This window comes from Kitasatospora dryopteridis (genome assembly GCF_050749075.1).
GTDB lineage: Bacteria > Actinomycetota > Actinomycetes > Streptomycetales > Streptomycetaceae > Kitasatospora.
Genome location: NZ_CP192749.1, coordinates 2,806,736 through 2,832,824, shown reverse-complemented (window position 1 = coordinate 2,832,824; position 26,089 = coordinate 2,806,736). Strand labels below are relative to the sequence as shown.

Annotated in this window: 22 protein-coding genes and 1 pseudogene; 18 read left to right on the top strand and 5 right to left on the bottom strand. The window is 73.8% G+C overall.

The window, feature by feature from the left end:
• Positions 1-27 precede the first annotated feature (27 nt).
• A complete protein-coding gene (locus tag ACQ614_RS12840; RefSeq protein ID WP_431683904.1) occupies positions 28-957 on the top strand; it encodes an EamA family transporter in 930 nt (309 codons plus the stop codon).
• Here the strand turns inward: ACQ614_RS12840 and ACQ614_RS12835 are convergent.
• Entirely contained in the window at positions 860-1,399 is a 540-nt protein-coding gene (locus ACQ614_RS12835) for a MarR family winged helix-turn-helix transcriptional regulator (RefSeq protein ID WP_431678665.1), read from the bottom strand. The genes ACQ614_RS12840 and ACQ614_RS12835 overlap by 98 nt on opposite strands.
• 224 nt (positions 1,400-1,623) lie before the next feature.
• Here ACQ614_RS12835 and ACQ614_RS12830 point away from each other — a divergent pair, with 224 nt between their 5' ends.
• Positions 1,624-1,965: a DUF2218 domain-containing protein gene (locus ACQ614_RS12830; RefSeq protein WP_431678664.1), complete on the top strand. Its 342-nt coding sequence runs from the start codon at positions 1,624-1,626 to the stop codon at positions 1,963-1,965.
• 3 nt (positions 1,966-1,968) lie between these two features.
• Here ACQ614_RS12830 and ACQ614_RS12825 read toward each other — a convergent pair whose 3' ends face one another.
• Positions 1,969-2,679 (bottom strand): phosphatase PAP2 family protein, encoded by a 711-nt coding sequence (locus tag ACQ614_RS12825; RefSeq protein WP_431678663.1) that lies wholly within the window; start codon positions 2,677-2,679, stop codon positions 1,969-1,971.
• Positions 2,680-3,113: 434 nt separating this feature from the next.
• A pseudogene (gene gabT / locus ACQ614_RS12820) lies at positions 3,114-4,507 on the bottom strand (4-aminobutyrate--2-oxoglutarate transaminase).
• 227 nt (positions 4,508-4,734) lie between these two features.
• Between gabT and ACQ614_RS12815 the strand changes: the two are divergent.
• From ACQ614_RS12815 to ACQ614_RS12775, 9 genes are all read left to right on the top strand, one after another.
• Positions 4,735-6,831 carry an ATP-binding protein gene (locus tag ACQ614_RS12815; RefSeq protein WP_431678662.1) on the top strand — a complete coding sequence of 699 codons (2,097 nt, stop codon included), beginning with the start codon at positions 4,735-4,737 and terminating at the stop codon, positions 6,829-6,831.
• A gap of 193 nt (positions 6,832-7,024) precedes the next feature.
• Complete coding sequence (locus tag ACQ614_RS12810; RefSeq protein ID WP_363496166.1) at positions 7,025-8,590, top strand: PucR family transcriptional regulator; 1,566 nt, start codon at positions 7,025-7,027, stop codon at positions 8,588-8,590.
• A 162-nt stretch (positions 8,591-8,752) separates the two neighbouring features.
• Positions 8,753-10,195: an aldehyde dehydrogenase family protein gene (locus ACQ614_RS12805; protein ID WP_431678660.1), complete on the top strand. Its 1,443-nt coding sequence runs from the start codon at positions 8,753-8,755 to the stop codon at positions 10,193-10,195.
• Positions 10,196-10,306: 111 nt separating this feature from the next.
• Positions 10,307-10,714, top strand: a complete 408-nt coding sequence (locus ACQ614_RS12800) for a hypothetical protein (RefSeq protein ID WP_431678658.1) — start codon at positions 10,307-10,309, stop codon at positions 10,712-10,714.
• Positions 10,715-10,769: 55 nt separating this feature from the next.
• Positions 10,770-11,999 (top strand): 1-deoxy-D-xylulose-5-phosphate reductoisomerase, encoded by a 1,230-nt coding sequence (dxr, locus tag ACQ614_RS12795; RefSeq protein WP_431678657.1) that lies wholly within the window; start codon positions 10,770-10,772, stop codon positions 11,997-11,999.
• A gap of 46 nt (positions 12,000-12,045) precedes the next feature.
• On the top strand, positions 12,046-13,350 hold the full coding sequence (locus ACQ614_RS12790; protein ID WP_431678655.1) for a M50 family metallopeptidase: 1,305 nt from the start codon (positions 12,046-12,048) through the stop codon (positions 13,348-13,350).
• 162 nt (positions 13,351-13,512) lie between these two features.
• The gene (ispG, locus tag ACQ614_RS12785) at positions 13,513-14,673 is read left to right on the top strand and encodes a flavodoxin-dependent (E)-4-hydroxy-3-methylbut-2-enyl-diphosphate synthase (RefSeq protein ID WP_431678653.1); all 1,161 of its coding nucleotides are present in this window, start codon (positions 13,513-13,515) and stop codon (positions 14,671-14,673) included.
• Between the two features lie 175 nt (positions 14,674-14,848).
• Complete coding sequence (locus ACQ614_RS12780; protein WP_363496277.1) at positions 14,849-15,724, top strand: GNAT family N-acetyltransferase; 876 nt, start codon at positions 14,849-14,851, stop codon at positions 15,722-15,724.
• Between the two features lie 73 nt (positions 15,725-15,797).
• Positions 15,798-16,364: a GNAT family N-acetyltransferase gene (locus ACQ614_RS12775; protein WP_431678652.1), complete on the top strand. Its 567-nt coding sequence runs from the start codon at positions 15,798-15,800 to the stop codon at positions 16,362-16,364.
• Here the strand turns inward: ACQ614_RS12775 and ACQ614_RS12770 are convergent.
• Positions 16,337-17,266 carry an aminoglycoside phosphotransferase family protein gene (locus ACQ614_RS12770; RefSeq protein WP_431678651.1) on the bottom strand — a complete coding sequence of 310 codons (930 nt, stop codon included), beginning with the start codon at positions 17,264-17,266 and terminating at the stop codon, positions 16,337-16,339. The genes ACQ614_RS12775 and ACQ614_RS12770 overlap by 28 nt on opposite strands.
• A gap of 73 nt (positions 17,267-17,339) precedes the next feature.
• The gene (locus ACQ614_RS12765; protein ID WP_431678650.1) at positions 17,340-18,458 is read right to left on the bottom strand and encodes a DUF4439 domain-containing protein; all 1,119 of its coding nucleotides are present in this window, start codon (positions 18,456-18,458) and stop codon (positions 17,340-17,342) included.
• A gap of 239 nt (positions 18,459-18,697) precedes the next feature.
• Between ACQ614_RS12765 and rimP the strand changes: the two genes are divergently transcribed.
• The 7 genes from rimP to ACQ614_RS12730 all read left to right on the top strand — a co-directional run bounded on the left by rimP (position 18,698) and on the right by ACQ614_RS12730 (position 26,085).
• Positions 18,698-19,264: a ribosome maturation factor RimP gene (rimP, locus tag ACQ614_RS12760; protein WP_431678649.1), complete on the top strand. Its 567-nt coding sequence runs from the start codon at positions 18,698-18,700 to the stop codon at positions 19,262-19,264.
• Positions 19,265-19,315: 51 nt separating this feature from the next.
• Entirely contained in the window at positions 19,316-20,317 is a 1,002-nt protein-coding gene (gene nusA, locus ACQ614_RS12755; protein WP_431678648.1) for a transcription termination factor NusA, read from the top strand.
• 69 nt (positions 20,318-20,386) lie between these two features.
• Positions 20,387-20,680 carry a YlxR family protein gene (locus ACQ614_RS12750; RefSeq protein ID WP_078661451.1) on the top strand — a complete coding sequence of 98 codons (294 nt, stop codon included), beginning with the start codon at positions 20,387-20,389 and terminating at the stop codon, positions 20,678-20,680.
• 194 nt (positions 20,681-20,874) lie between these two features.
• A complete protein-coding gene (infB, locus tag ACQ614_RS12745; RefSeq protein ID WP_431678647.1) occupies positions 20,875-23,964 on the top strand; it encodes a translation initiation factor IF-2 in 3,090 nt (1,029 codons plus the stop codon).
• Positions 23,965-24,094: 130 nt separating this feature from the next.
• Positions 24,095-24,391 (top strand): DUF503 domain-containing protein, encoded by a 297-nt coding sequence (locus tag ACQ614_RS12740; RefSeq protein WP_363496205.1) that lies wholly within the window; start codon positions 24,095-24,097, stop codon positions 24,389-24,391.
• 165 nt (positions 24,392-24,556) lie between these two features.
• On the top strand, positions 24,557-25,000 hold the full coding sequence (rbfA, locus tag ACQ614_RS12735) for a 30S ribosome-binding factor RbfA (protein WP_363496208.1): 444 nt from the start codon (positions 24,557-24,559) through the stop codon (positions 24,998-25,000).
• Positions 25,001-25,002: 2 nt separating this feature from the next.
• On the top strand, positions 25,003-26,085 hold the full coding sequence (locus ACQ614_RS12730; protein WP_431678645.1) for a DHH family phosphoesterase: 1,083 nt from the start codon (positions 25,003-25,005) through the stop codon (positions 26,083-26,085).
• Positions 26,086-26,089: the final 4 nt, after the last annotated feature.

Genomic DNA, 26,089 nt, shown 5'->3' with positions numbered 1-26,089 from the left:
TCCACCACTGCCCCATCCGCCGCGGTCATGACACCCCGTCACATCGCCCTGGCGGTGCTGATCGCCGCCGTCTGGGGTCTGAACTTCGTGCTGATCCACGTCGGGCTGGAGAACTTCCCGCCCCTGCTGTTCTGCGCGCTGCGGTTCGCGGTGGTGGCCGTGCCGGCGGTCTTCCTCGTCGGCCCGCCGAAGGTGCCGTGGCGCTGGGTGGTCGCGGTCGGCTGCACGCTGGGCGTCGCCAAGTTCGGGCTGCTGTTCCTCGGCATGCACGCCGGCATGCCTGCCGGCCTGTCCTCGCTGGTGCTGCAGAGCCAGGCCGTCTTCACCGCGCTGTTCGCCGCGGCCCTGCTGCGCGAGCGGCCGACCGGGCAGCGCGTCGCGGGGCTCGCCGTCGCCTTCGCCGGCATCGGCCTGGCCGCCGCGGACCACGGCCTGGGCGGCCCGGCCGGCGCTTTCGCGCTGGTCATCGTGTCGGCGGCGTTCTGGGGCCTGTCCAACGTGCTGACCCGCAGGGCCGCCCCGCCGGACGCGCTGCGCTGGATGGTCTGGGTGAGCGCCGTGCCCCCGCTGCCGCTGCTCGCCCTCTCGCTGCTGGTCGAGGGGCCGCAGGCGGACCTGCGCGCACTGGCCGACATCTCCGCCGCCGGGGTGGGGGCCATCGCCTACGTCGGACTGGTCTCCACGCTGTTCGGCTTCGTCGGCTGGAGCCACCTGCTGCGCCGTTACGACGCCTCCGCGGTGGCGCCCTACTCGCTGCTGGTGCCGGTCTTCGGGATGTCCTCGGCCTGGCTGCTGCTGGGTGAGCGGTTCAGCCTCACGGCGGGCGCGGCGGCCGTGCTGGTGATCGCCGGGATCGGGCTCACCGCGCTGCGTCCCGGCTGGGCGGCGAGGCTGCCTCGTACGCGGCCTCGGCGGCCCGCAGTGCCTGCAGCAGCGCCTCCTGGTCGGGACGGCTGACCGCGCCGAAGTACTCCTGGGCGACCTCGTGCCGGATCTGCCCGATCCGCTCCAGCGCTCCCCGTCCCCGGTCGGTCAGCACGACGCGGACGGCCCGGCGGTCGGCCGGGTCCGGCGTGCGGGCGGCCAGGCCGGCCTCCTCCAGGGCGTCCACCACGGCGGTGGCCGAGCGCGGGGCGATGCGCAGCCGGTCGGCCAGCGCGCTGAGCCGCATCGGTGAGCCCGCGGACTCCGCCTCGCGGCTGCACGCGCCGTCGTGGCCGTTGCCCTGGTTCCGGGTGTGTCCCTCGGCGTGGGCGAGGGTGCGCAGGGCGCGGGCCTGGGCAGGGGTGATGCCGTACGGCTCGAGGCGCTGCACCGTCTGCCGCCGGATGCGCTTCATCGCCCGGGTCAGCGCATCGGCGAGTTCCGCTGCGGTGTCGGCGGTCGGCGGCGTGGTCATGGCGGGCTCCCGGCTCGAACTGCCCCGGCCCGGGCCCGGGGCGCGGGGCCAGGCTATCGGGGAGCCGCCGTCTCGCTCCGATAACTTGTTGAGCCTGACTCACTATTCGGTCTAGCGTAGGGGTCGGAGGGTGAGGCCCGCCGTGCTGTGCGGCTCCTGCCGTTCTGCCTGCCCGTGCGCCTTTCCCGCCGGTATCCCCTTCCCGCAAGCCTCCCGGAGGACCCGTGTCCCGATCCCGAGCCCGTGTCACCACCGACCGCCCCGCCCGCTACGGCAAGCAGCTCGCCTCCCACCTCGGCCGGAAGGTGCAGGCCGAGTGGTCCGAGGAGGAGGGCCGCGGCAGCGTCGCCTTCTCCTTCGGCACCGCCGATCTCGTCGCCGAGCCCGGCGCCCTGCTGCTCGCCGTCGAGGGGGAGGCCGACCGCCTCGCCGACCTCGAGGACGTGGTCGGCCGTCACCTCGTCCGCTTCGGAGCCCGCGACGAACTCGTCGTCGAGTGGCACCGCGACAACGGCGAGCCCGGCCTCGTCCACCGCAACCAGGAGGAGCCCCCCGCCGGCGGGTGACCCTCAGCCTCCGCCCCGCCCGGAGCCGTCGGCCCGCCCGGCCGTCCAGTCGGGACCGGCCGTGCCGGGGCCGTCGTCGGGCGTGCAGCGGGGGAGCAGCCGTGCGAGCAGCCGCACGCCGGCCCAGAGGACCAGGCCGGCCAGGCACCAGCTGGCCAGCACGTCCAGCAGCCAGTGGTAGTCGCTCCACACCAGCCCGCAGCCGACCCCGAGGCAGAGCAGTGCGGTGCCGGTGTACAGCAGCAGACGTGCATCGGCGGCCAGGGTGCCGCCGAGCAGCAGGGCCGCGGTGCCGTAGGCGATCGCCGAGGTTGCCGTGTGTCCGGACGGGTACCAGCCCCACTGGTCGGGGGAGAGCGGCTGCCCGTACGGTCCGGGCCGGGCGAACCAGGCCTTGGCCGGCACCACCAGCAGCGGGATCAGCGCCGCGGCCGCCACCGCCGCCGGCAACGGCAGCCACCAGCGGGACGGCGTGCCGCTGCGCCTCCGCCGCACCGCCGTGAGTACCGCAGCGGCCAGCAGCACCGGCACGGCCGGCACCGCGCCGCCGAGGTCGGACAGGGCCGCGCCCAGGTGGTTGACCAGGGTGCTGTGCAGCAGGTGGCGGAGCTCGCGCACCGCGTGCCGGGTGCCGGTGTCCACGCCCATCAGGGGGCCGCCCACCGCGACCTGCCAGGAGACGGCCGCCAGCGCCACCGCGAGCGTCGCGGGCACGACAAAAGACGAAAGCCGCCCCGGAGCAGGGGGGAGAGCTCCGGGGCGGCCGAGGTGATCGCCGCTCCGCGCGGCCCGGGGGGTGTGGGCCGGGCGGTCGGTCGATCGGTCTGGATGCTCAGCCGCCAGTGCCGGGGCGGCAGAGGATGTCGCTAAGGGTCGCGGCTCGCTGTCCATCTGTCATGACAGTACGTCAAAGGCGGTGCCGGGCAGAGATGCGCAAGTGGTTTCGCACAGCATCTTCACCACTGGGAGTACAACCTCCACGCTGCAGTACCCGTCCGGCCGCCCGGGGACCGCGCAGCCCGGAAGCCCGCCCCGAGCCGAAGGGCCCGCCGGTGCCGAAAGGGCGACGGAACGCCGAGCGGCCCGGTCCAGTTCGGACCGGGCCGCTCGCAGCGGGGCGCTGTGCGCTGTCCACCGCCCCGGGACCGTCAGGCGCTGGCGAAGGCGCCCTCGATGATGTCCAGGCCCTCGTTGAGCAGGTGCTCCGGCATCACCAGCGGCGGCAGGAAGCGCAGTACGTTGCCGTAGGTGCCGGCGGTCAGCACGACCAGGCCCTCGGCGTGGCAGGCCTTCGCCACGGCGGCGGTGATCTCCGGGTTGGGCTCCTTGGTGCCCGGCTTGACCAGCTCGATCGCGATCATCGCGCCGCGGCCGCGGACCTCGCCGATCACGTGACCAGCTCGATCGCGATCATCGCGCCGCGGCCGCGGACCTCGCCGATCACGTCGAACTTCTCCTGCATCGCGCGCAGGCGGCCCAGCATGACCTCGCCGATGCGCTGCGCCTTGGCGTTGAGGTCCAGCTCCTTCATGGTCTCGATCGAGCCGAGCGCGGCGGCGCAGGCCACCGGGTTGCCGCCGTAGGTGCCGCCCAGGCCGCCCGCGTGCGCGGCGTCCATGATCTCGGCGCGGCCGGTCACGGCGGCCAGCGGCAGGCCGCCGGCGATGCCCTTGGCGGTGGTGATCAGGTCCGGGACGACGCCCTCGTCCTCGCAGGCGAACCACTGGCCGGTGCGGCAGAAGCCGGTCTGGATCTCGTCCGCGACGAAGACGATGCCGTTGGCCTTCGCGTACTCCACGATCGCCGGCAGGAAGCCCTTGGCCGGCTCGATGAAGCCGCCCTCGCCCTGGATCGGCTCGATGATGATCGCCGCGACGTTCTCGGCGCCGATCTGCTTGTTGATCATGTCGATCGCCTGGGCCGCGGCCTCGGCGGCGCAGTTCTCCGCACCGGTCAGCCAGCGGTACGGGTAGGCGACCGGCACGCGGTAGATCTCGGGGGCGAACGGACCGAAGCCCTGCTTGTACGGCATGTTCTTCGCCGTCAGGCCCATGGTGAGGTTGGTGCGGCCGTGGTAGCCGTGGTCGAACACCACGACGGCGGTGCGCTTGGTGTACACGCGGGCGATCTTCACCGCGTTCTCGACGGCCTCGGCGCCGGAGTTGAACAGCGCGGTCCGCTTCTCGTGGTCGCCCGGGGTCAGCTCGTTCAGCTGCTCCGCCACCGCCACGTAGCCCTCGTACGGGGTCACCATGAAACAGGTGTGGGTGAACGCGGCGAGCTGCTCCGACGCCTTGGCGACGACCGCCTCGGCGCTGTTGCCGACGTTGGTCACGGCGATGCCGGAACCGAAGTCGATCAGACTGTTGCCGTCCACGTCCTCCAGCACGCCGCCGTTGGCGCGGGCCACGTACACGGGAAGGGTCGTGCCGACACCGGCGGCCACCGCGCCGAGCTTGCGAGCCTGCAGCTCCTGCGACTTCGGGCCGGGGATCGCGGTGACCAGGCGGCGCTCCTGCGGGAGCGGGGTTGCAGCGCTCATGGTGGTTCTCCAAATCTCAAGGCACGGTCCTCGAAGGCTACGGCGGCGCCCACGACCCGGGCATGCGCCACTCGGTAGCAGTGGACCGTCCGGAATTGTCCGGCGCGGCCAGCGCACGGAGATCAGGGATCGCGCGCCCCTGCTCCACTACATTGAGCGCGGGCGTGTCGCCGGACCGGCGGCATGGGTATGGCAATGCCGGTGGTGGGACAGGGAGCGGGGCCGGGATGGGACTGGACGGCACACACGGGCGGCAGGCCGCACAGGCGCAGCGGACATCGGCCGTCCCCCCGCAGCGGCACCTCCCCTTCGACCTCGCAGCCTGGGCCGCCGAGCCCCGCCCCGAGACCCCGCCCGGCATCTTCCGCCTCGGCTACCGCCCCCAGGACGGGACCCGCACCGAACAGGCCACCGTCCCGCCCGGCCCGCTGCTGACGCGCGCGGCCCTGAACCTGGTGGTCGGCTGGCTGGTCTTCATCTACGGACGGGCGCTCTGCCTGAACCTCATCGCCTACGCGGTCGACAAGTTCGAGATCGGCAGCCGGATCGACCTCGGACAGGGGCGCTTCCAGTACGTCGTGCCGACCGGCCAGCGCGATCTCGTGGCCCTCGCCGTCAACGTCCTCATGATCCTTCTCGTGGTCCGGTACTTCGGCCGGATGGGCCGTTGGGCGGAGGTGTTCCGCAGGTACGCCGCGCCGCTCCTCGCCCGCACCGTCACGCAGGAGGCCTCCGAGGGCGGTGCCGATGCCTCCGGCCGGACCCACCCCGCCGATCCCTGGTTCGAGGTGCGGGCCGGGGCGCCGGGGGCCGTGCGGCGGTTGGAGGGCGAGCAGTTGGGCGATGTCGACTACGCCCGCATCCGGCACGCCTGGGACACCGTGCTGGCCGACCCGGACCTGCTGCCCGCCTTCGCCGAGCAGGTGGAGGCTCGCGGTGCCGCCGCCTGCGCCCACCCTTCCGAGGCCCGCGACCTGCCGGGCCGCACCGGCCGGCACGACCTGCTGACCCGTCAGGTGCGGCTGGGCACTGCGCAGAACGTGGTGAAGAACCCGCTCGCGCACCGCAGCGCCGGCTTCGCCCTGGACCCGCAGCTGCTCGGCACCTCACTGCTGGCGGTCGGCCCGGCCGGCACCGGCAAGACCGCCCGGCTGGGCCGGCCGGTCGCCGAGGCACTCTGCCTGCAGGCTCTGGCGGGCACCGCCTGTGCGGTGGTGATCGGTGCCGCCGACGCCGATCTGGGCCCGGACGCCTGGTACGACGTGGTGATCGCGCCGGGCGATCCGCGCTCCCCGTACGGCCTCGACCTGTACGGCGCGGCCGCGGACCCGGACGAGGCTGCGGCCCGGCTGGCCGACGCGCTGCTGCCGGACGAGCTGGCGCAGCGCGCGGAGACCGCCCGGACGGCGCTGCAGCAGGTGGTCGGCCCGTACCACGCCGCGCACGGCCGCTACCCGGGGGTGCGCGAGCTGCGGGCGCTGCTGGGCGGGGACCCGGACGCCTGGGCGGTGCTGCGGAAGGCGCTGCAGGCGGCCGGGGTGCTGGCGGTGCACGAGGCTGAGCTGCAGCACCGGGAGCGGCAGCACGGCCGGGCAGACGATCCCGGCGCGCTGCTCGCCGACCGGCTGGCGCTGCTGGACCGCCCGGTGTTCGCGGGTTGCTTCCCGGGCGGGCCGGCCGGGGGCCTGCCGCCGTTCGCGATGCGGGCGCTGGACCACCCGCTGCGGGTGCGGGTGAAGCTGCCGGAGCGCAGCCATCCAGAGGTGGCCCGGGTGCTGTCGCGGCTGGTGGTGGCGCAGTTCGTGCAGGCCGCGTCGGCCCGCACCGAGCGGTCTCTGTTCGCCGGCCTGGTGGTGGACGACGCCTCGGCGGCGGTGGACGTGCACACCGTCCGCGGTCTGCAGCGGATGCGCGGCGCCAACGCGGGTGCGGTGCTGCTGCTGCGCACCCTGGCGGATATGCCCGAGCCGCTGCGGGCGCCGCTGTTCGGTGCGGTGGGCTGCCGGATGGCCTTCCCCGGGATCGCCCCGTGGGACGGCCGGCTGTTCTCCGAGGCCTGGGGCACGCACCTGGTGACCGAGACCGCGGTGACGCACACCCCGGACACCTCGGGCGGGCTGGTGCGCAAGGCGGCCCGGGGCGTCCGCAAGGCGCTGTCGGGGACGACGGCGCAGACCGAGTCGGTGACCACCCGGGACGTGGAGCGGCACCGCTGGTCGCCGTCCGACCTGGCGCACGCGCTGCCGAGCGGCCACGCCGTGGTCTCGCTGACGACCGTGGACGGGGAGCAGGTGCCGCCGCTCCTGGTGGACCTGCGCGGCTGAACGCACCGGCCGCGCGGCTGAACGCGTCCCGGCAGGGTGGACCTCACCCCGGCACGGGTCGGCCGGGGCCTGACTCCGCAGCGGAGGATTCGGTGCCGCCGCTTGTCCGGGGCGTACATAATGGGAGTCGAGCCCCCGAACCCTCACCTGCGCGGTCGCAACGGCGCGACCGTGTCGTACCAGCGAAGGTGCCATGCCCCCCACACTCGCCTCCGTCGTCCGCAACACCGCGCTCCATCTGACCGTGCTGGCGGGTGCGGACCACCTGGAGCGGCAGGTCCGCTGGGTGCACACCAGCGAGCTCGACGACCCGACCCCGTTCCTGGAGGGCGGCGAGCTGCTGCTCACCACCGGGATCAAGCTCGGCAAGAGCTCCTCCCGGCTGCAGGCGTACGTGCACCGGCTGGCCGACGCCGGGGTGGTCGGCCTCGGGCTGGGCGTGGGCCTGTCGCACACCGAGGTGCCGCAGGCGCTGGTGGAGGCTGCCGCGCAGCGCGGGCTGCCGCTGCTGCGGGTGCCGGAGGCGACGCCGTTCATCGCGATCAGCAAGGCGGTGTCGGCGGCCCTGGCGGCCGAGCAGTACGAGGCGGTGACGACCAGCTTCGAGGCGCAGGAGGAGCTGACCCGGGCGGCGCTCGGCAAGGACGGCACGACGGCGGTGGTCCGCCGGCTGGCCGCCAGGCTGGGCGGCTGGGCGGCGCTGTACGACGGTTCGGGTGCGCTGTCCGCGGTGGCACCGGACTGGGCGGCCCGCCGGGCCGGCCGGCTGGCGGCCGAGGTGGACCGGCTGCGCCGCCGCCCGGCACCGTCGAGTGCGGCCCTGCAGGGCCGCTCCCCGGGCATCGACACGGCGGACGAGGACTTCGTGGTGGTCCAGTCGCTGGGCGCGGACCGCCGCCCGCGTGGCTTCCTCGCGGTCGGCACCGAGGACCGGATCACCCCGACCGAGCGGTACGTGCTGAACGCGGCGGTCGCGCTGCTCACGCTGACCCTGGAGCGGTCGCGGGAGCTGCGGCAGGCCGAGGAGCGGATGGGCGCGGCGCTGCTGCACATGGTGCTGGCGGGCGAGGTGGCGACGGCGCGGCAGGTGTCGGCGGGGCTGTTCGGCGGCCTGCCGGAGGGCAACGTCCGGGTGCTGGTGGCCGGTGCGGGCTCCGGCCCGGAGGCGGCGGAGTCGCTGAGCGAGCTCGGCGACCGTGCCGAGCAGGCGGGCGGACGGGTCGGCGAGCGGCTGCTGGTGTCCCGGGAGGACGGCGCGCACGGGCCGCGGCTGCTGGTGCTGGCCCAGGACAACGGCGCCGCGCACCGCGCCTGCCTCGGCGCGGTGGAGGAGCACGAGGGGCTGGCCCTGGGCGTGTCCGGGCCGACCGTGCTGGAGGAGTCCGGCACGGCGTACGCGCAGGCCGAGCGGGCGCTGGCGGTGGCGCTGCGCGGCGGACGCCGCTCGGTGGACCACGAGGAGGTCGGCGCCGGTTCGCTGCTGCCGCTGCTGGGCGAGGAGGCGGTGACGGCGTTCGCCGAGGGGCTGCTGCGGCCGCTGCGCGAGCACGACCGGACGGCCCGCGGCGACCTGGTGGCGAGCCTGCGGGCCTGGCTGTCCCGGCACGGGCAGTGGGACGCGGCCGCCGCCGACCTGGGCGTGCACCGGCACACCCTGCGGTACCGGATGCGCCGGGTCGAGGAGCTGCTCGGCCGCTCGCTGGACGACACCGACGTCCGGATGGAGCTGTGGCTGGCCCTGCGCGCAGGCGAGGAGTGACTGCCGCGCGCTGAGTCCCGTCCTCGGGAAAGCCCCGAGAGTTGGTGCGCCGTTCCGTACCGAAGCGGGCGCGCACTTCTCCACAGCGTCCAATCCGGTCGGCCGGTCCGCCGCCCTACCGTGGGCTGGTATCCACCACCCGAGGAAAGGGCCGGTACGACCGTGACCACCACCCATGAGTTCTGGCTGGCCGGCCGCCGGGCGAGCGGCGACGCGGACTTCGAGGTCCGCCACTCGTTCGACGGCAGCCTGGTCGGCAAGGTCAGCGTCCCCACCGACGCGCAGGTCGAGGAGGCGGTCGCCGCCGCCGCCGCGGTCGCCCCGGCCTTCGCCGCCACTCCCGCGCACGTCCGCGCGGCCGCGCTGGACCACGTGTCCAAGCGGCTGGCCGAGCGCACCGAGGAGATCGCCCGGCTGATCACCGCCGAGAACGGCAAGCCGATCAAGTGGGCGCGCGGCGAGGTCGGCCGTGCCGTCTCGGTGTTCCGCTGGGCCGCCGAGGAGGCGCGCCGCACCAACGGCGAGACCATGCGCCTGGACACCGACCCGGGCGGCGTGGGCCGCTTCGCGGTGGTGCGCCGCTTCCCCAAGGGCGTGGTGCTGGGCATCGCCCCGTTCAACTTCCCGCTGAACCTGGTGGCGCACAAGGTCGCCCCGGCGATCGCGGTCGGCGCCCCGATCATCCTCAAGCCGGCCCCGGCCACCCCGATCTCGGCGCTCGTCCTCGGCGAGATCCTGGCCGAGACCGACCTGCCGGCCGGCTCCTGGAGCGTCCTGCCGGTGCCGAACGAGAAGATGCCGGCCCTCGTCCAGGACGAGCGCCTGCCGGTCGTCTCGTTCACCGGCTCGGACAAGGTCGGCTACCAGATCATGGACTCGGTGCCGCGCAAGCACGTCACCCTGGAGCTCGGCGGCAACGCCGCCGCGGTGGTCCTCGCCGACTGGTCCTCCGAGGCCGACCTGGACTGGGCGGCCACCCGGATCGCGATGTTCTCCAACTACCAGGGCGGCCAGTCCTGCATCTCGGTGCAGCGCGTGATCGCCGACGCCTCGGTGTACGACGCGCTGGTGGAGAAGGTCGTCGCCAAGGTGGAGGCCCAGGTCACCGGCGACCCCTCCGACGACGCGGTCGACGTGGGCCCGCTGGTCGACGAGAAGGCCGCCGAGCGCGTCGAGGCGTGGGTGGACGACGCCGTCGCCAAGGGCGCCAAGGTGCTCACCGGCGGCACCCGCGAGGGCGCCGCGTACGCGCCGACCGTGCTCGCCGACCTGCCCTCCGACGCGATCCTCGCCACCGCCGAGGTCTTCGGCCCGGTGCTCTCGCTGCACAGGGTGAACTCCACCGACGAGGCCTTCGCCGCGGTCAACGACTCCGCCTTCGGCCTGCAGGCCGGCGTGTTCACCCACGACGTGCAGACCGCCTTCCGCGCCCACCGCGAGCTGCAGGTCGGCGGCGTGATCATCGGTGACGCGCCGTCCTACCGCGCCGACCAGATGCCGTACGGCGGCGTGAAGGACTCCGGCGTCGGCCGCGAGGGCGTGAAGTACGCGATGGACGACTTCACCTACGAGCGCGTCCTGGTGCTGACCGGCCTGGACCTCTGACGTCCTGCCGACCCGACGCCCCGTCACCGGCCTCCGGTGGCGGGGCGTTCGCCTGCCTTGACAGGCCCGGGGAGGGGGCGTAGTCCGGAAAGGGAGGAAGGGAGGTCGATCATGCTCGGCGACCTCATCGGAGAGGAACAGGCGCAGATCACCGGTCAGCGGGTGGTCCGCAGCGACCACGGACTCCCGCCCGTGGTGGAGACGTCCTTCCAGGGCACCGGCCAACTGCTCGGTGTCACCGTCCAGGACATGGGCAGCTACACCGGACGGCTGCGCCCCGACGGCACGCTGTACGGCGAGGGCCAGGGGGTCATCATGAGCCCGACCGGCGCGCACGCCTCCTGGCAGGGCGGCGGCGTCGGCACGTTCACCGAGGGCGGCGGCACCAGCTGGCGCGGCACCATCGTCTACAGCAGCGACTCGCCGGAGTTCGCCGGCCTCAAGGGCGTCGCGGGCGCCTTCGAGTGGGAGGTCGGCGCGGACGGGAAGGCGGTCGGCAGGATCTGGGCCTGGAAGTAGCCCAACCGCACAAGCCGGCGACCGGCACCACGGACCGCACGACACAATGGGGGGCATGAACTCGCTCGCCCACCCCCAGCTCCGCTTCACCCCGACGGTCCAGGACCCGGACGGCCCGAGGGAGCTGGTGATCCTCGGCTCCACCGGATCGATCGGCACCCAGGCCATCGACGTGGTGCTGCGCAACCCCGACCGGTTCCGCGTGGTGGCGCTGTCCGCCAACGGAGGCCGGGTCGAGCTGCTCGCCGAGCAGGCCCTGCAGCTCGGCGTCCGCGCGGTGGCGGTGGCCGACGAGGGCGCCCTCCCGGCGCTGCGCGAGGCGCTCGCGGCCAAGGCGGCCGGCCTGCCGCTGCCGGAGGTGCTGGCGGGCCCCGACGCGGCCGCACAGCTCGCCGCCATGGAGTGCCACTCGGTGCTCAACGGCATCACCGGCTCGATCGGCCTGCGGCCGACCCTGGCGGCGCTGGAGGCGGGCCGGGTGCTGGTGCTCGCCAACAAGGAGTCGCTGATCGTCGGCGGCCCGCTGGTGAAGGCCGTGGCCGCGCCCGGCCAGATCGTGCCGGTCGACTCCGAGCACGCGGCGCTGTTCCAGGCGCTGGCCGGCGGCACCCGGGCCGAGGTCCGCAAGCTGGTGGTGACCGCCAGCGGCGGCCCGTTCCGCGGCCGCAGCCGGGCCGAGCTGGCCGGGGTGACCCCGGCCGACGCGCTCGCGCACCCGACCTGGGCGATGGGCCCGGTGGTGACGATCAACTCGGCGACCCTGGTCAACAAGGGCCTGGAGGTCATCGAGGCGCACCTGCTCTACGACGTGCCCTTCGACCGGATCGAGGTCGTGGTGCACCCCCAGTCGGTCGTCCACTCGATGGTCGAATTCACCGACGGCTCGACGCTCGCCCAGGCCAGCCCGCCGGACATGCGGATGCCGATCGCGCTCGGCCTCGGCTGGCCGGACCGCGTCCCGGACTCCGCCCCCGCCTGCGACTGGACGAAGGCCGCGACCTGGGAGTTCTTCCCGCTGGACGACGAGGCCTTCCCGGCCGTGGCACTCGCCCGCGAGGTCGGTACGCTCGGCGGCACGGCCCCCGCCGTCTTCAACGCGGCCAACGAGGAGTGCGTGGCCGCCTTCCTCGACGGCCGGCTGCCCTTCACCGGGATCGTGGACACTGTGGCGAAGGTCGTCGCCGAGCACGGCACCCCCGCGCGGGGAACTTCGCTCACCGTCGCGGACGTCCTCCACGCGGAGGACTGGGCCCGGGCCCGGGCCCGCGAGCTGGCGGCGGGCTGACGACGGACGGCGAGCGGAGCGGCGACGGCATGGCGGAGGGCGAGCGGTGAACAATCTGATGTGGGTGCTCGGCATCCTGATCTTCCTGGTCGGGCTGCTGTTCTCGATCGCGTGGCACGAGCTGGGGCACCTGTCCACCGCCAAGATGTTCAAGATCCGCGTCCCGCAGTACATGGTCGGCTTCGGCCCGACCGTCTGGTCCCGCAAGAAGGGCGAGACCGAGTACGGCATCAAGGCGATCCCGCTCGGCGGCTACATCCGGATGATCGGCATGTTCCCGCCGGGCGCGGACGGCCGGGTCACCAAGCGCAGCAGCTCGCCCTGGCGCACCATGATCGAGGACGCCCGGGAGGCCTCCTACGAGGAGCTGCAGCCCGGCGACGAGCACCGGCTCTTCTACACCCGCAAGCCCTGGCAGCGGGTGATCGTGATGTTCGCCGGCCCGTTCATGAACCTGATCCTGTCGGTGGTGCTGTTCCTGTTCCTGTTCATGGGCATGGGCGTGCAGACCGCGGTGCCGACCGTCTCCACCGTCAGCCAGTGCGTGGTGAAGGCCGGCCAGCCGACCGACACCTGCCCCACCGACGCGCCCAAGTCCCCGGCCAACGTCGCCGGGCTGCGGGCCGGCGACCGCTTCGTCTCCTTCGACGGCGACGAGATCCGCAGCTACAAGCAGCTCCAGGCGGACATCCGCAAGTCGCCGGGCAAGCAGGTCCCGATCGTCGTCGAGCGGGGCGGCCAGCGGCTGACCCTGACCGCCGACATCACCAGCAACACCGTGAACCCGGTCGACAAGGACGGCCGCACCGTCAAGGGCGACCCGGTCACCGCCGGCTTCCTCGGCTTCACCCCGACCACCGGCGTCGTCCGGATGAGCTTCGGCGAGTCCACCCACGAGATGTACGCGATGGCCGAGCACGGCGTCTCCTCGCTGGTCGCCCTGCCCGGCAAGGTCCCCGGCCTGTGGCACGCCGTCGTCGACGGCACCCCCAGGTCCACCGACGACCCGATCGGCATGGTCGGCGCGGCCCGGCTCGGCGGCGACGTCTTCGCGATGGACATCCCGGCCACCCAGCAGATCGCCTTCTTCGTCCAGCTGCTGGCCGGCATCAACCTCTCGCTGTTCCTGTTCAACATGCTGCCGCTGCTGCCGCTGGACGGCGGGCACATCGCCGGCGCGGTCTGGGAGTCGGTGCGCCGCCGCCTCGCCGGGCTGCTCAAGCGGCCCGACCCGGGCCCGTTCGACGTCGCCAAGCTGATGCCCTTCGCCTACGTCGTGGCGACGGTCTTCATCTGCTTCACCGTCCTGGTCATGGCCGCCGACGTGGTCAACCCGGTCAAACTGAACTGACCGACCGCCCGTGCCCCCGGGCCCGCACCGGCGCGGCCGGATGTGCTGGGGCGCACGGGCGTGCCGTACCGTTGTGTGCCGGGCGTGTCCTCGTGGACGCGCCCGGCCCGGCCAGAGCAAACCGGCCGGCTCACCGACCTCACCCTGGGGAACCCTGCGCACATGTCCGCGATCTCGCTCGGTATTCCGTCCCTGCCGCTCAAGCCGCTCGCCAAGCGCCGCTACTCGCGTCAGATCATGGTCGGCAACGTCCCGGTCGGTGGCGACGCCCCGGTCTCGGTCCAGTCGATGACCACCACGCTGACCTCCGACGTCAACGCCACCCTCCAGCAGATCGCGCAGCTCACCGCCTCCGGCTGCCAGATCGTCCGGGTCGCCGTCCCCTCCCAGGACGACGCCGACGCGCTGCCGATCATCGCCAGGAAGTCGCAGATCCCGGTGATCGCCGACATCCACTTCCAGCCGAAGTACGTCTTCGCCGCGATCGAGGCCGGCTGCGCCGCCGTCCGGGTGAACCCCGGCAACATCAAGGCCTTCGACGACAAGGTCGGCGAGATCGCCAAGGCCGCCAAGGACGCCGGCGTCCCGATCCGGATCGGCGTCAACGCCGGCTCGCTCGACAAGCGCCTGCTGGAGAAGTACGGCCGGGCCACCCCCGAGGCGCTGGTCGAGTCCGCGCTCTGGGAGTGCTCGCTCTTCGAGGAGCACGACTTCCGCGACATCAAGATCTCGGTCAAGCACAACGACCCGGTCGTGATGATCGACGCCTACCGGCAGCTCGCCGCGGCCTGCGACTACCCGCTGCACCTCGGCGTCACCGAGGCCGGCCCCGCCTTCCAGGGCACCATCAAGTCCGCCGTCGCCTTCGGCGCGCTGCTCTCCGAGGGCATCGGCGACACCATCCGGGTCTCCCTCTCCGCCCCGCCGGCCGAGGAGATCAAGGTCGGCATCCAGATCCTGGAGTCGCTGAACCTCCGCCAGCGCGGCCTGGAGATCGTCTCCTGCCCGTCCTGCGGCCGCGCCCAGGTCGACGTCTACAAGCTCGCCGAGGAGGTCACCGCCGGCCTCGAGGGCATGGAGGTGCCGCTGCGCGTCGCCGTCATGGGCTGCGTCGTCAACGGCCCCGGCGAGGCCCGCGAGGCCGACCTCGGCGTCGCCTCCGGCAACGGCAAGGGCCAGATCTTCGTCAAGGGCGAGGTCATCAAGACCGTCCCCGAGTCGAAGATCGTCGAGACCCTCATCGAGGAGGCGCTCAAGCTCGCCGAGCAGATGCAGGAGCAGGGCGTCGAGTCCGGCGCCCCGGTCGTGGTCGCCGCCGAGTGACCGGCGGCCGACGCTGACCCGGGCCGTCCGCACGGCCCCCGCTCCCCCGGCCTCCGGGGGAGCGGGGGTGTACGGACGGCCCTCGCGTTCCCTGCCGCGCCGCCCGGGGGAGTAGGGTGCGGCAGAAGTCCCGTGGGGCGTGTCTAGTGAGGTGCCTGTGCTCGATCGAGGTGTGATGCTCCCCGGCCCCTTCCAGGTCGCGCGTGCCCTGGCGGCCACCCGGGTGCTCGAGGCCCCGGATCTCGACGACGCCCTGGAGGTCCTGCACCGGGACCCGGTGGCCAACGCCTTCGTCGCCACCCGCGTCGAGGCGGTCGGCCTCGACCCGTGGCGGCTCGGCGGCGAGATGTGGGGCTGGTACGACGAGGACGGCCGGCTGGAGTCGCTCTGCTACGCGGGCGCCAACCTCGTCCTGGTCAACGCCGGCCCGGAGGCCGTCAGGGCCTTCGCCGAGCGCGCCCGGAGGCAGGGCCGCCGCTGCTCCTCGATCGTGGGCCCGGCCGGGCCCACGGCCGCCCTCTGGGCGCTCCTGGAGCGCAGCTGGGGCCCGGCCCGGGACGTCCGCGCCCACCAGCCGCTGATGGCCGCCACCGAGCCCTCCGCCGAGATCGAGCCGGACCCGCTGGTACGGCGGGTGCTGCGCAACGAGATCGAGACGCTGATGCCCGCCTGCGTCGCGATGTTCACCGAGGAGGTCGGCATCTCCCCGCTGGCCGGCGACGGCGGCCTGCTCTACCAGGCCCGGGTCGCCGAGCTGATCTCCGCCGGCCGCTCCTTCGCCCGCTTCTCCGAGGACGGCGAGGTGCTCTTCAAGGCGGAGATCGGCGCGGTCACCGAGGGCGCCTGCCAGATCCAGGGCGTCTGGGTGGCCCCGGAGCACCGCGGCAAGGGCCTCTCCAAGGCCGGCATGGCCGCCGTCCTCGACATCGCGCTGCGCGAGGTCGCCCCCGTGGTCTCGCTCTACGTGAACGACTTCAACCTGCGCGCCAGGGCCTCCTACCGGCGGGTCGGTTTCACCGAGGTCGGCGCCTTCATGAGCGTCCTGTTCTGACCCTCCCGGGGAGCCCGGGCAGATCCCGGTCTTCGCAGGTCACGGCGGGCCCCGGAGTAGTAACGTCCCGGTCATGGAGCAGCTCACCGAGGTGACGATCGAGGCCATCGATTTGGCGGCCTGGGCACCGTACGCGCTGGAGGTCCAGGCGCTGGCCTTCGGGCTGACGTCCGAGGAGGTGGCGGTGCGGCTGCACATCGTCGGACGGCACGCCCAGCAGCCGGGCGTGGACGCACTCGGGGCGATGAGCGGCGGCCGGCTGGTCGGCTTCGGCTACGGCATGCCCAACTCGCGCGAGCACTGGTGGTCCACCGTCATCCAGCCCTACCTGGAGGCCGGCGGCCACGGCGACTGGCTGGACGGCGTCTTCGCCGTCACCGAGCTGCACGTGCTGCCCGCCTACCAGGGCCGGGGCCTGGGCAGCGCGCTGATCCGCGGCCTGTGCGAGCGCTCCGGCAAGGACCGCAGCATCCTGTCGGCCATCGACGCGGAGACCCCGGCCCGCCGGCTCTACCGCTCCCTCGGCTACCGCGACCTGGCCCGCGCCGTGCGCTTCCCCAACACCGTCCGCCCGTACGCGGTGATGGGCGCCCGGCTGCCGCTGGCGGCGGTTCACAGCCAGGCGGCGAACTCCAGGTAGAGCTCGGCCGCCTCGCGGTCGCCCACCGAGAGGCTCCACAGGCCGGCCTCCACGGTGCGGAACAGCGTCCAGCCGCGCAGCCGGTCCCGGTCGACCTCGACCGCGTCGGAGAGCTGGTGCAGCCGGCGCCGGACGGCCGCGCGCGGGCCGGGGGAGCCGGCCAGGGTGTCCATCCGGTCCTGGGCGAGCCAGGCGAGGTCCCAGGCGCGCTCGCCGACCACCGGCTTGGGATCGATCGCCAGCCAGGGGGAGCGGTCGGCGGCGAGGACGTTGCCGTGGTGGAAGTCGCCGTGCAGCAGGAAGCGCTCTGGCTCGGAGGCGATCAGCCCGGCGGCCGTCTCCAGCGCCTCGTCGACCAGGGCCGAGGCCTCGGCCGCGCCGGGCAGCACACGCCGCTCGCCCATCCGACCGGACATGCCGGCCGCGACGTCGACGACCAGCCGGAACGGGTGCCCCTCGGCCGGCGGCACCCACAGCCGGTGCAGCAGGGCGGTGGCCTCCAGCATCGCCTTGGCCTCGGCGAGCGAGCGCAGCGGGATGTCGCCGTGCAGCCGCTCCAGCAGCAGCACCCCGGCCTCCGGGTCGGCGTCGGTCATCAGGACGGCTCCGCGGCCCGCCCAGTGCCGGAGCGCGGCGTGCTCCTGCGCGGTCTCCTCGGTCACCAGCCCGGCCTTGAGCACGGCCGGCGCCAGGTCGTCGTCCCGGTGCACGTAACCGACCAGGCTGATCAGCCCGCCCGGGTCGGCGATCCGCTCCAGGGTCAGCCCCCAGCGGTCCAGGTACTCGGCGACCAGGTCGGGCAGCGCCGCCAGCCAGGCCCGTCCGGCCTCGCCCTCCCAGGCCTGCACGGTGTCCGCGAGCCGCTCGGGAATGGTGATCTGCTGCCCTGGCAGTGCCGACATGGTGGCCTCTCGCTCGGTGCGCCCGGGGGTGGTGCCGCCCGCCCATTGTCGGCCATGGGAGGGAAGCCGCTGGTCAGGTACTCGGTGACGCGCTGGCGCCCGCGGTCGTGCTCGCCCCGTCGGCGGCATCCGCGCCGGGCAGGCCGGGCAGCGCGGACAGGTCGGCACCCCACTGCGCGGCCCGCAGCGCGGTCTCCCGGAGCGCGGTCGCCGCAGTCTGCCGCAGCGCCCCGGTGGTCGCCGCGACGGCATCGGCCCAGACGGCGGTCAGCTGGATCTCGATGTGGGCGGCGAGCCGCCCGCCGCCGTCCGCGTCGGTGACCGCGAACGGGAGCCGGTAGCCGGCCGCCGCGGCGGCGGGGGTGCTGCCGGCGTCCTCGAGCAGCCGCTGCAGGGCGTCGCGGCGTGCCTGGTGGGCGGTGTAGCCGGCACGGGCGCTGTCGCGCTGCGGACCGGCGGCCGTCCGGGCGCCGACCACGCCGTAGCCGTAGACGGCCGCGTGCTCGGCGGCGAGGGCGGCCTGCAGGGCGCCCGTGGCGCCGCTGGGCAGCGGGGCCGGGCGGCTGCTCGCGGCCCCGGAGGCGGAGGTCTGCGCGGATGCCGGGGCGGAGGCCGGCCCGGATGCCGTGGCGGAGGCCGAGGCGGACCCGGAGGCCGTGGTGCCCGCGGAGGGGGCAGGTGCGGGGGCGGTGATCGGCCCGCCGTCGCCGAGGGCGCGGGCGTGCAGCGCCCCGGAGGCCGAGACCGCGGCGAGCAGCCGGGCCAGGTCGGGGGAGGCGGTCTCCAGGTCGGCCAGCCGGGCGGCGGCGGTGCGCCGTTCGGCGGCGGCCAGCTCCGCCACCGACGCCGCCGGGGCGGCGGCCGGGCCGGACGCGGTGGCGGAGCCGGATGCCGGGGCGGAGCCGGACGGCGCGGCCGGGGGCAGTCCGGCGGCGAGCGCGGCCCGGTGCTCCTCGACGTCGGCGCGCAGGTCGTGCAGGGTGTCGGCCCGGTCGGTGCCGGGCCCGGCGAGCACCGCGTCGTAGGAGGCGAGCAGCGCGTCGGTGGCGGCCACCGCCCGGCGGCGCAGCGGGAGGTCGGGGTCGGGGCGGCCGCGGTCCGGGTCCCGGCGGTCCTCGGTGCAGCCGGACACCAGCAGCGCGCCGGTCAGCGCGCCGAGGGCCAGGACGGTCCGCCGGCTGGGGGACGGCATCGGCGTGCTCCCGCTCGTTCGTGCGGGGCCGGATGCCCCGAGGTCACGGTGCATCATGGCAGGGCGTGTTCGAGACCGGACCGGCGTGCGTCCGAACAGCCGGATGTGAGCTTGCTCGCAGCACGCGCTGTCACCCGGGCGGGCGGCACGGTCGGAATCGGTGGTTGCCGGGTGGACCGGATAGGCTGCGCGATGAGTTAGCACCTGACAACAGCAGACGCGGCCGAGGAGTCACCCGGATGAGCACCCCCCAGATCGACCGGCTGCGTGCGCTGCTGGAACCCCTGGCCGCCGAGGCGGGCCTCGACCTGGAGGACGTCAGGATCACCCAGGCGGGCAGCCGCCGCCAGGTCCAGATCGACGTGGACGCCGACGGCGGCGTGGACCTCGACGCGATCGCCGAATTCAGCCGTGAGGTCGGCCGGGCGCTGGACGAATCCGACCTGATGGGCAGCGCGCCCTACCTGCTGGAGGTCGGCTCGCCGGGTGCGGAGCGCCCGCTCGTGCTGCCCCGCCACTGGGCCCGCGCCGAGGGCCGGCTGGCGAAGATCCAGCTGGCCGAGGGCGGCGAGATCACCGCCCGGGTGCTGGAGAGCGACGAGGAGGGTGCGCTCGTCGAGGTGCAGCCGGTCAAGGGGCGGGGCCGTCCCAAGGAGCGCCGGCTGGACTTCGCCGAGATCGCCAAGGCCCGGGTGCAGGTCGAGTTCAACCGCAAGGACGACGCGCTGCTCGACGAGGCCGGCGAGGACATCGTCGACGCGGACGACACGGACGACGCCGGCGACGACGGCTCGCACGACGCGTAGTCGGGGTTCGGCCCCGATCATGAATCTGAAGAGAGAAGAGGAGGCGTAGCCGTGGACATCGACATGAGCGCCCTGCGTGGGCTGGTTACCGAGAAGGGCGTTCCGTTCGACCTGCTGGTCGAGTCGATCGAGTCGGCGCTCCTCATCGCGTACCACCGCACCGAGGGCTCGCGCCGCAGGGCGCGGGTCGAGCTGAACCGCAAGACCGGCCACGTGACCGTCTGGGCGCTGGAGGACGCCGCCGAGCTGGAGGAGGGCGTCGAGCCCAAGGAGTTCGACGACACCCCGAGCGGCTTCGGCCGGATCGCCGCGTCCACCGCCAAGCAGGTCATCCTGCAGCGCCTGCGGGACGCCGCCGACGACCAGACCTTCGGCGAGTACGCGGGCAAGGAGGGCGACATCGTGACCGGTGTCGTCCAGCAGGGCAACGACCCGAAGAACATCCTGGTCGACATCGGCAAGCTGGAGGCGATCCTGCCCCCGCAGGAGCAGGTGCCGGGCGAGGAGTACAAGCACGGCACCCGGCTGCGCTGCTACGTGGTCGGCGTGCGCCGCGGTGTCCGCGGCCCGTCGGTGACGCTGTCGCGCACCCACCCGAACCTGGTGAAGCGCCTGTTCGCGCTGGAGGTGCCGGAGATCGCGGACGGCTCGGTGGAGATCGCCGCGATCGCCCGCGAGGCCGGCCACCGCACCAAGATCGCGGTGTGGTCGCGCAAGCAGGGCCTGAACGCCAAGGGCGCCTGCATCGGCCCGATGGGCGGCCGGGTGCGCAACGTCATGGCCGAGCTGCACGGCGAGAAGATCGACATCGTCGATTTCTCGGAGGACCCGGCCGAGATGGTCGCCGCCGCGCTGTCGCCCGCCCGGGTGACCAAGGTGGAGATCGTGGACTACGCGCAGCGCTCCGCACGGGTGATCGTGCCGGACTACCAGCTGTCGCTGGCGATCGGCAAGGAGGGCCAGAACGCCCGCCTGGCAGCCCGTCTGACGGGCTGGCGGATCGACATCCGGCCGGACACCGAGGCCCCCGCCGGGGAATCCCCGGCCCAGTAGTTCGCGTTGTAGCAGTCCCGCGGTGATCGGCGGGCGGCGCCATGTCCCATCGGAGGGGTAGACTTGAGGTTGTCTGGCCGGACGCATGTCCGCGCATGCCCTGAACGCACCTGCGTGGGCTGCCGCAAGCGCGCGGCCAAGCATGAGCTGCTGCGTGTCGTGGCGGTCGAGGGCGTCTGCGTCCCCGATCTCCGCGGCGCACTGCCGGGGCGGGGTGCACATCTGCATCCCGATCCCGCCTGCCTCGACCTCGCGGTCCGCCGTCGGGCGTTCCCCAGGGCCTTCCGGCTCCAGGGTCCGCTCGACACCGATGCACTGCGGTCACACGTCGAGCAGCGGGCGGGCGCGGCCCCGGCGTCCTGAGTCCTCAGGCGCGGCGGAGCACCGCAGGAAGTGCACGGCACACGTTCGTCGTGTGCGGTGCAAAACGTCAGGTACCTCGCGAGATGGAAGTAGGTCGAGATTGCGATGAGCACTCGATGAGTACGCGATGAGTACGCCCATGAAGTAGCGACAGTCCGGCGGACGATTACCCCGGACGGATAGACAGGAGCGAAGTGGCTAAGGTCCGGGTATATGAGCTCGCCAAGGAACTTGGCTTGGAGAGCAAGGCCGTCATGGCCAAGCTCACCGAGCTTGGTGAGTTCGTGCGTTCGGCGTCCTCGACGATCGAGGCGCCGGTCGTTCGCAAGTTGACTGACGCTTTGGGAGCGACGCCGCCTGCCGGTGGTTCCTCCGCGAAGCCTGGCCCGCGGAAGCCCGCGGCGCCCCAGCCCGCCGGCGGTGCCGGTGCGGCTGCACCCAAGCCGGGTGCGCCCACCCCCGGCCCGCGTCCCACCGTGACGCCGGGCCCCCGTCCTACCCCCGCCGCCGCGGCACCCTCCGCGCCGGCCGCCCCCGCGGCTGCCCGCCCGGGCGGCGCGCCGACGCCGGGCCCGCGCCCGGCGGCCCGCCCGGCCGCGCCTGCCGCTCCTGCGGCGCCGGCGGCCGAGTTCTCCTCCCCGGCCCCGGCCGGCGAGGCCCGTGAGTCCCGTCCGGCCGCTCCGCGTCCGGCCAACCCCGCGGCCCGTCCGGGCCCGCGTCCGGCCGGCCCGCGTCCGGGCAACAACCCCTTCACGTCCAGCAACACCGGCATGGCCCGTCCCGGCGAGCGCCGTCAGGGCGGTGCCGGTGCCGGTGCGCCGCGTCCCGGTGGCGACCGTCCGCGTCCGGGTGCCGGTGCTCCCGGTGCCGGCGGTGCCCCCCGTCCGGGTGGCGACCGTCCGCGTCCGGGTGCTCCCGGTGCCGGTGCGCCGCGTCCCGGTGGCGACCGTCCGCGTCCGGGTGCCGGTGGCCCCGGTGCGGGTGCCCCGCGTCCCGGTGGCGCTCCGCGTCCGGACGGGCTGCCCCGTCCCGCCGCGCCGCGTCCCGGCGGCCCGAGCCCCGCGGGCATGCCCCGTCCCAACCCCGGCATGATGCCGCAGCGTCCGGCCGGTCCGGGCCCGCGTCCGGGCCCGCGCCCGGGTGGCGGCCCCGGTGCCCGTCCGGGTGGCGGCGCCGGTGGCGGCCGTCCCGGCTTCACCGGTCGTCCGGCCGGTCCGGGCTCGCGTCCGGCGGGCGGCGGCTTCGGCGGCCCGCGTCCGGGCGGTGGCGCCGGCGGCGGTGGCGGCTTCGGTGGCGGCGGTGCCCGTCCCGGTGGCTTCGGCGGCCGTCCCGGTGGTCCGGGTGGCCGTGGTGGCACGCAGGGTGCCTTCGGCCGCGGCCCCGGTGGCCGTCCGGCCCGTGGTCGCAAGTCGAAGCGGGCGAAGCGCCAGGAGTACGAGGCCATGCAGGCCCCGTCCGTCGGCGGTGTGATGCTGCCCCGCGGCAACGGACAGACCGTCCGCCTGTCGCGCGGTGCCTCCCTGACGGACTTCGCGGAGAAGATCAACGCCAACCCGGCGGCGCTCGTCTCGGTGATGTTCAACCTGGGCGAGATGGTCACCGCGACCCAGTCGGTCTCCGACGCCACCCTCGAGCTGCTGGCCGGCGAGATGGGCTTCGTGCTGGAGATCGTCAGCCGTGAGGACGAGGACCGCGAGCTGCTCGAGTCCTTCGACATCGACTTCGGTGCCGACGAGGGCGACGAGGAGATGCTGGCGCCGCGTCCGCCGGTCGTGACCGTCATGGGTCACGTCGACCACGGCAAGACCCGCCTGCTCGACGCCATCCGCAAGACCAACGTGGTGGCGGGCGAGGCCGGCGGCATCACCCAGCACATCGGTGCGTACCAGGTGCAGACCGAGGTGAACGGCGAGGAGCGCCGCATCACCTTCCTGGACACCCCGGGTCACGAGGCGTTCTCCGCCATGCGTGCCCGTGGTGCCAAGTCCACCGACATCGCGATCCTGGTGGTCGCGGCCAACGACGGTGTCATGCCGCAGACGATCGAGGCGCTGAACCACGCCAAGGCCGCCGGTGTGCCGATCGTGGTCGCGGTCAACAAGATCGACGTCGAGGGTGCCGACCCGACCAAGGTCCGCGGTCAGCTGACCGAGTTCGGTCTGGTGGCCGAGGAGTACGGCGGCGACACCATGTTCGTCGACATCTCCGCCCGCCAGGGCCTGCACATCGACAGCCTGCTGGAGGCCGTGGTCCTCACCGCGGACGCCTCGCTCGACCTCCGGGCCAACCCGGAGCAGGACGCGCAGGGCATCGCGATCGAGGCCCACCTGGACAAGGGCCGCGGCGCCATGGCGACGCTGCTCGTCCAGCGCGGCACGCTCCGCGTCGGCGACTCGATCGTCGTGGGCGACGCCTACGGCCGCGTCCGCGCGATGCTGGACGAGAACGGCAACAGCCTCACCGAGGCCGGCCCGTCCCGTCCGGTCCTGCTCCTCGGTCTGACCTCGGTGCCCCGCGCCGGCGACAGCTTCATCGTCGTCGACGAGGACCGCACCGCCCGCCAGATCGCCGAGAAGCGCGCCGCCCGCGACCGCAACGCGTCCATGGCCCAGCGCCGTGTCCGTGTCTCGCTCGAGGGCCTGGAGGCCGCCCTGGCCGCCGGCTCCATCGAGAAGCTCAACCTCATCATCAAGGGTGACGTCTCCGGTTCGGTCGAGGCCCTCGAGGACGCCCTCGTCAAGCTGGACGTCGGCGACGAGGTCGAGCTGCGGATCCTGCACCGCGGTGTGGGTGCCATCACCGAGTCCGACGTGGACCTGGCGATGGGCTCGGACGCCATCATCATCGGCTTCAACGTGCGCGCCGAGGGGCGTGCCCGTACCGCGGCCGAGCGCGAGGGCGTCGACATCCGGTACTACTCGGTCATCTACCAGGCGATCGAGGAGATCGAGGCCGCGCTCAAGGGCCTGCTCAAGCCCGAGTACGAGGAGGTGCGCCTCGGCTCCGCGGAGATCCGGGAGGTGTTCCGCTCCTCCAAGTTCGGCAACATCGCCGGTGTCCTGGTGCGCGAGGGCGTCATCCGCCGCAACGCCAAGGCCCGCCTGCTGCGCGACGGCAAGGTCGTGGCGGAGAACCTCAACATCGAGGGCCTGCGCCGCTTCAAGGACGACGCGACCGAGGTCCGCGAGGGCTTCGAGGCCGGTGTGACCCTGGGCTCGTACAACGACATCAAGATCGACGATGTCATCGAGACCTACGAGATGCGCGAGAAGCCGCGCTCGTAACGGCTCACGTCCGGGGCCGGTCGGCGGGTGTTAACCCGTCGACCGGCCCCGGTCTCGCTGTGTAGGGTCCTCGTACATCCCCCCGAGGGATCACTCCGAGGCCTTCAGGTCGGCTCTGACCTGCCCACACATGTTCGTAGGAACACTCACCTTCGACCTCCTCCTGGGCGATGTGCACTCGCTCAAGGAGAAGCGTTCGATCGTGCGGCCCATCGTGGCCGAGCTGCAGCGCAAGTACAGCGTGTGCGCTGCCGAAGTCGGGAACCAGGATCTGCACCGCCGGGCCGAGATCGGCCTCGCCGCGGTCTCCGGGGACGCCTCGTACGTCACCGAGATCCTGGACAGCTGTGAGCGGTTCGTCGCCGGCCGCCCCGAGGTGATGCTGCTCTCCGCACGGAGGCGCTACCACCACGACGACGACGAGTGACCACCGGTGCGCCGGGCGCCACCCGCACGAGCGGAAGTCGCCACCGTCACACCGATCAGGACCGAGAGCGCCCACAAGGTTGGGCGCGGGCAGGTACGTTGGGGCAGGGGCCCCACCGGGTGCGCGACCGACCCGGGTACCGGCCCACTTGCACGAGGAGGCAACGTGACCGACACCGCAAGGGCGCGCAAGCTCGCCGACCGCATCCAGGTGGTCGTCGCCGAGACCCTGCAGCGCCGGATCAAGGATCCGCGCCTGGGCTACGTGACCATCACCGACGCCCGGGTCACCGGGGACCTGCGCGAGGCCACCGTCTTCTACACCGTCTACGGTGACGAGACCGAGCGGCAGGCCAGCGCGGCCGCGCTGGAGAGCGCCAAGGGCGTGCTCCGCTCGGAGGTCGGCCGGCAGACCGGGGTCCGCTTCACGCCGACCCTGACCTTCGTCGCGGACGCGCTGCCCGACAACGCCAAGAACATCGACGACCTGCTCGACCGGGCGCGGCAGTCGGACGCGGCGGTGCGCACCGCCGCCGCCGGCGCCACGTACGCCGGCGACGCGGACCCGTACCGCAGCCCCGCCCGCGACGACGCGGACGAGGACGAGTAGGCATGACCGGCGAGCCGACGGCGGCCGGTACCGCGGGGGCGGTCTCCACCAGCACGGTGGAGCCTGCCCTCGCGGTGCTTCCGGGGCCACGCAGCGAGGTCTCCGGCCTCGAACACGAGTGGCAGCGCGTGGTGGCGGCGATCCGGCAGGCCACCACCGTCGACCTGATCTGCCACATCAACCCGGACGGCGACGCCCTGGGCTCCGCGCTCGCCGCGGGCCTGGCGCTGCGCTCGCTCGGCCACCGCGTCCGGGTCTCCTTCGGCGACGACCCGCAGATCGTCCCCGAGTCGCTGTCCTTCCTGCCCGGGCAGGAGCTGATCGTGCCCGCCTCGGCCGTCCCCGACGTGCCCGAGCTGGTGCTCTGCTTCGACGTCGCCTCCGAGGGGCGGCTCGGCCTGCTCCGCGACAAGGCGTTCGCCGCCCCGGTCATGGCGGTCTTCGACCACCACGCCTCCAATCCCGGTTTCGGCACCCACCGCCTGATCGACCCGGACGCCCCGGCCACCGCCGTCCTCGTCGACGAGCTGCTCCGTCGGCTCGGCGTGCCGCTCGACCAGTCGCTCGCCACCTGCCTCTACACCGGCGTCGCCACCGACACCGGCTCGTTCAAGTACGCCGCCACCACGCCGGCCACCCACGAGCTCGCCGGACGGCTGCTCGCCACCGGCATCCGGCACGACCTGATCTCCCGTCAGCTGTGGGACACCTCCTCCTTCGGCTACCTCAAGGTGCTCGCCGGAGCCCTCGGCCGCGCGGTGTTCGAACCGGACGCGGCCGGCGGCCGGGGTCTGGTCTGGACGTGGGTGCCCTACGAGGAGCTCGCCCTGTTCGGCGTCACCGTCGAGGAGATCGAGGGCCTGATCGACGTGCTGCGCCGCCCCGCCGAGGCCGAGGTCGCCCTCGTGCTCAAGCAGGACCCGGACGGCGTCCTGCGCGGCTCCTGCCGCTCCAAGGGCGCCGTGGACGTCGCCGCGGTCTGCGCCGAGCTCGGCGGCGGCGGACACGTCTACGCGGCCGGCTTCGCCGCCCACGAGGACGCCGAGACCGTGGTGGCCCGCTTCCGGGCCGCGCTGCCCGGCTGACCCC

Excerpts from the sequence above, each read along its gene's own strand:
- ACQ614_RS12840 (WP_431683904.1), top strand. The coding sequence starts at position 28 with ATGACACCCCGTCACATCGCCCTGGCGGTGCTGATCGCCGCCGTCTGG.
- ACQ614_RS12835 (WP_431678665.1), bottom strand. The coding sequence starts at position 1,399 with ATGACCACGCCGCCGACCGCCGACACCGCAGCGGAACTCGCCGATGCG.
- ACQ614_RS12815 (WP_431678662.1), top strand. The coding sequence starts at position 4,735 with ATGGGACTGGACGGCACACACGGGCGGCAGGCCGCACAGGCGCAGCGG.
- ACQ614_RS12810 (WP_363496166.1), top strand. The coding sequence starts at position 7,025 with ATGCCCCCCACACTCGCCTCCGTCGTCCGCAACACCGCGCTCCATCTG.
- ACQ614_RS12800 (WP_431678658.1), top strand. The coding sequence starts at position 10,307 with ATGCTCGGCGACCTCATCGGAGAGGAACAGGCGCAGATCACCGGTCAG.
- dxr (WP_431678657.1), top strand. The coding sequence starts at position 10,770 with ATGAACTCGCTCGCCCACCCCCAGCTCCGCTTCACCCCGACGGTCCAG.
- ispG (WP_431678653.1), top strand. The coding sequence starts at position 13,513 with ATGTCCGCGATCTCGCTCGGTATTCCGTCCCTGCCGCTCAAGCCGCTC.
- ACQ614_RS12780 (WP_363496277.1), top strand. The coding sequence starts at position 14,849 with ATGCTCCCCGGCCCCTTCCAGGTCGCGCGTGCCCTGGCGGCCACCCGG.
- ACQ614_RS12775 (WP_431678652.1), top strand. The coding sequence starts at position 15,798 with ATGGAGCAGCTCACCGAGGTGACGATCGAGGCCATCGATTTGGCGGCC.
- ACQ614_RS12770 (WP_431678651.1), bottom strand. The coding sequence starts at position 17,266 with ATGTCGGCACTGCCAGGGCAGCAGATCACCATTCCCGAGCGGCTCGCG.
- ACQ614_RS12765 (WP_431678650.1), bottom strand. The coding sequence starts at position 18,458 with ATGCCGTCCCCCAGCCGGCGGACCGTCCTGGCCCTCGGCGCGCTGACC.
- rimP (WP_431678649.1), top strand. The coding sequence starts at position 18,698 with ATGAGCACCCCCCAGATCGACCGGCTGCGTGCGCTGCTGGAACCCCTG.
- ACQ614_RS12740 (WP_363496205.1), top strand. The coding sequence starts at position 24,095 with ATGTTCGTAGGAACACTCACCTTCGACCTCCTCCTGGGCGATGTGCAC.
- ACQ614_RS12730 (WP_431678645.1), top strand. The coding sequence starts at position 25,003 with ATGACCGGCGAGCCGACGGCGGCCGGTACCGCGGGGGCGGTCTCCACC.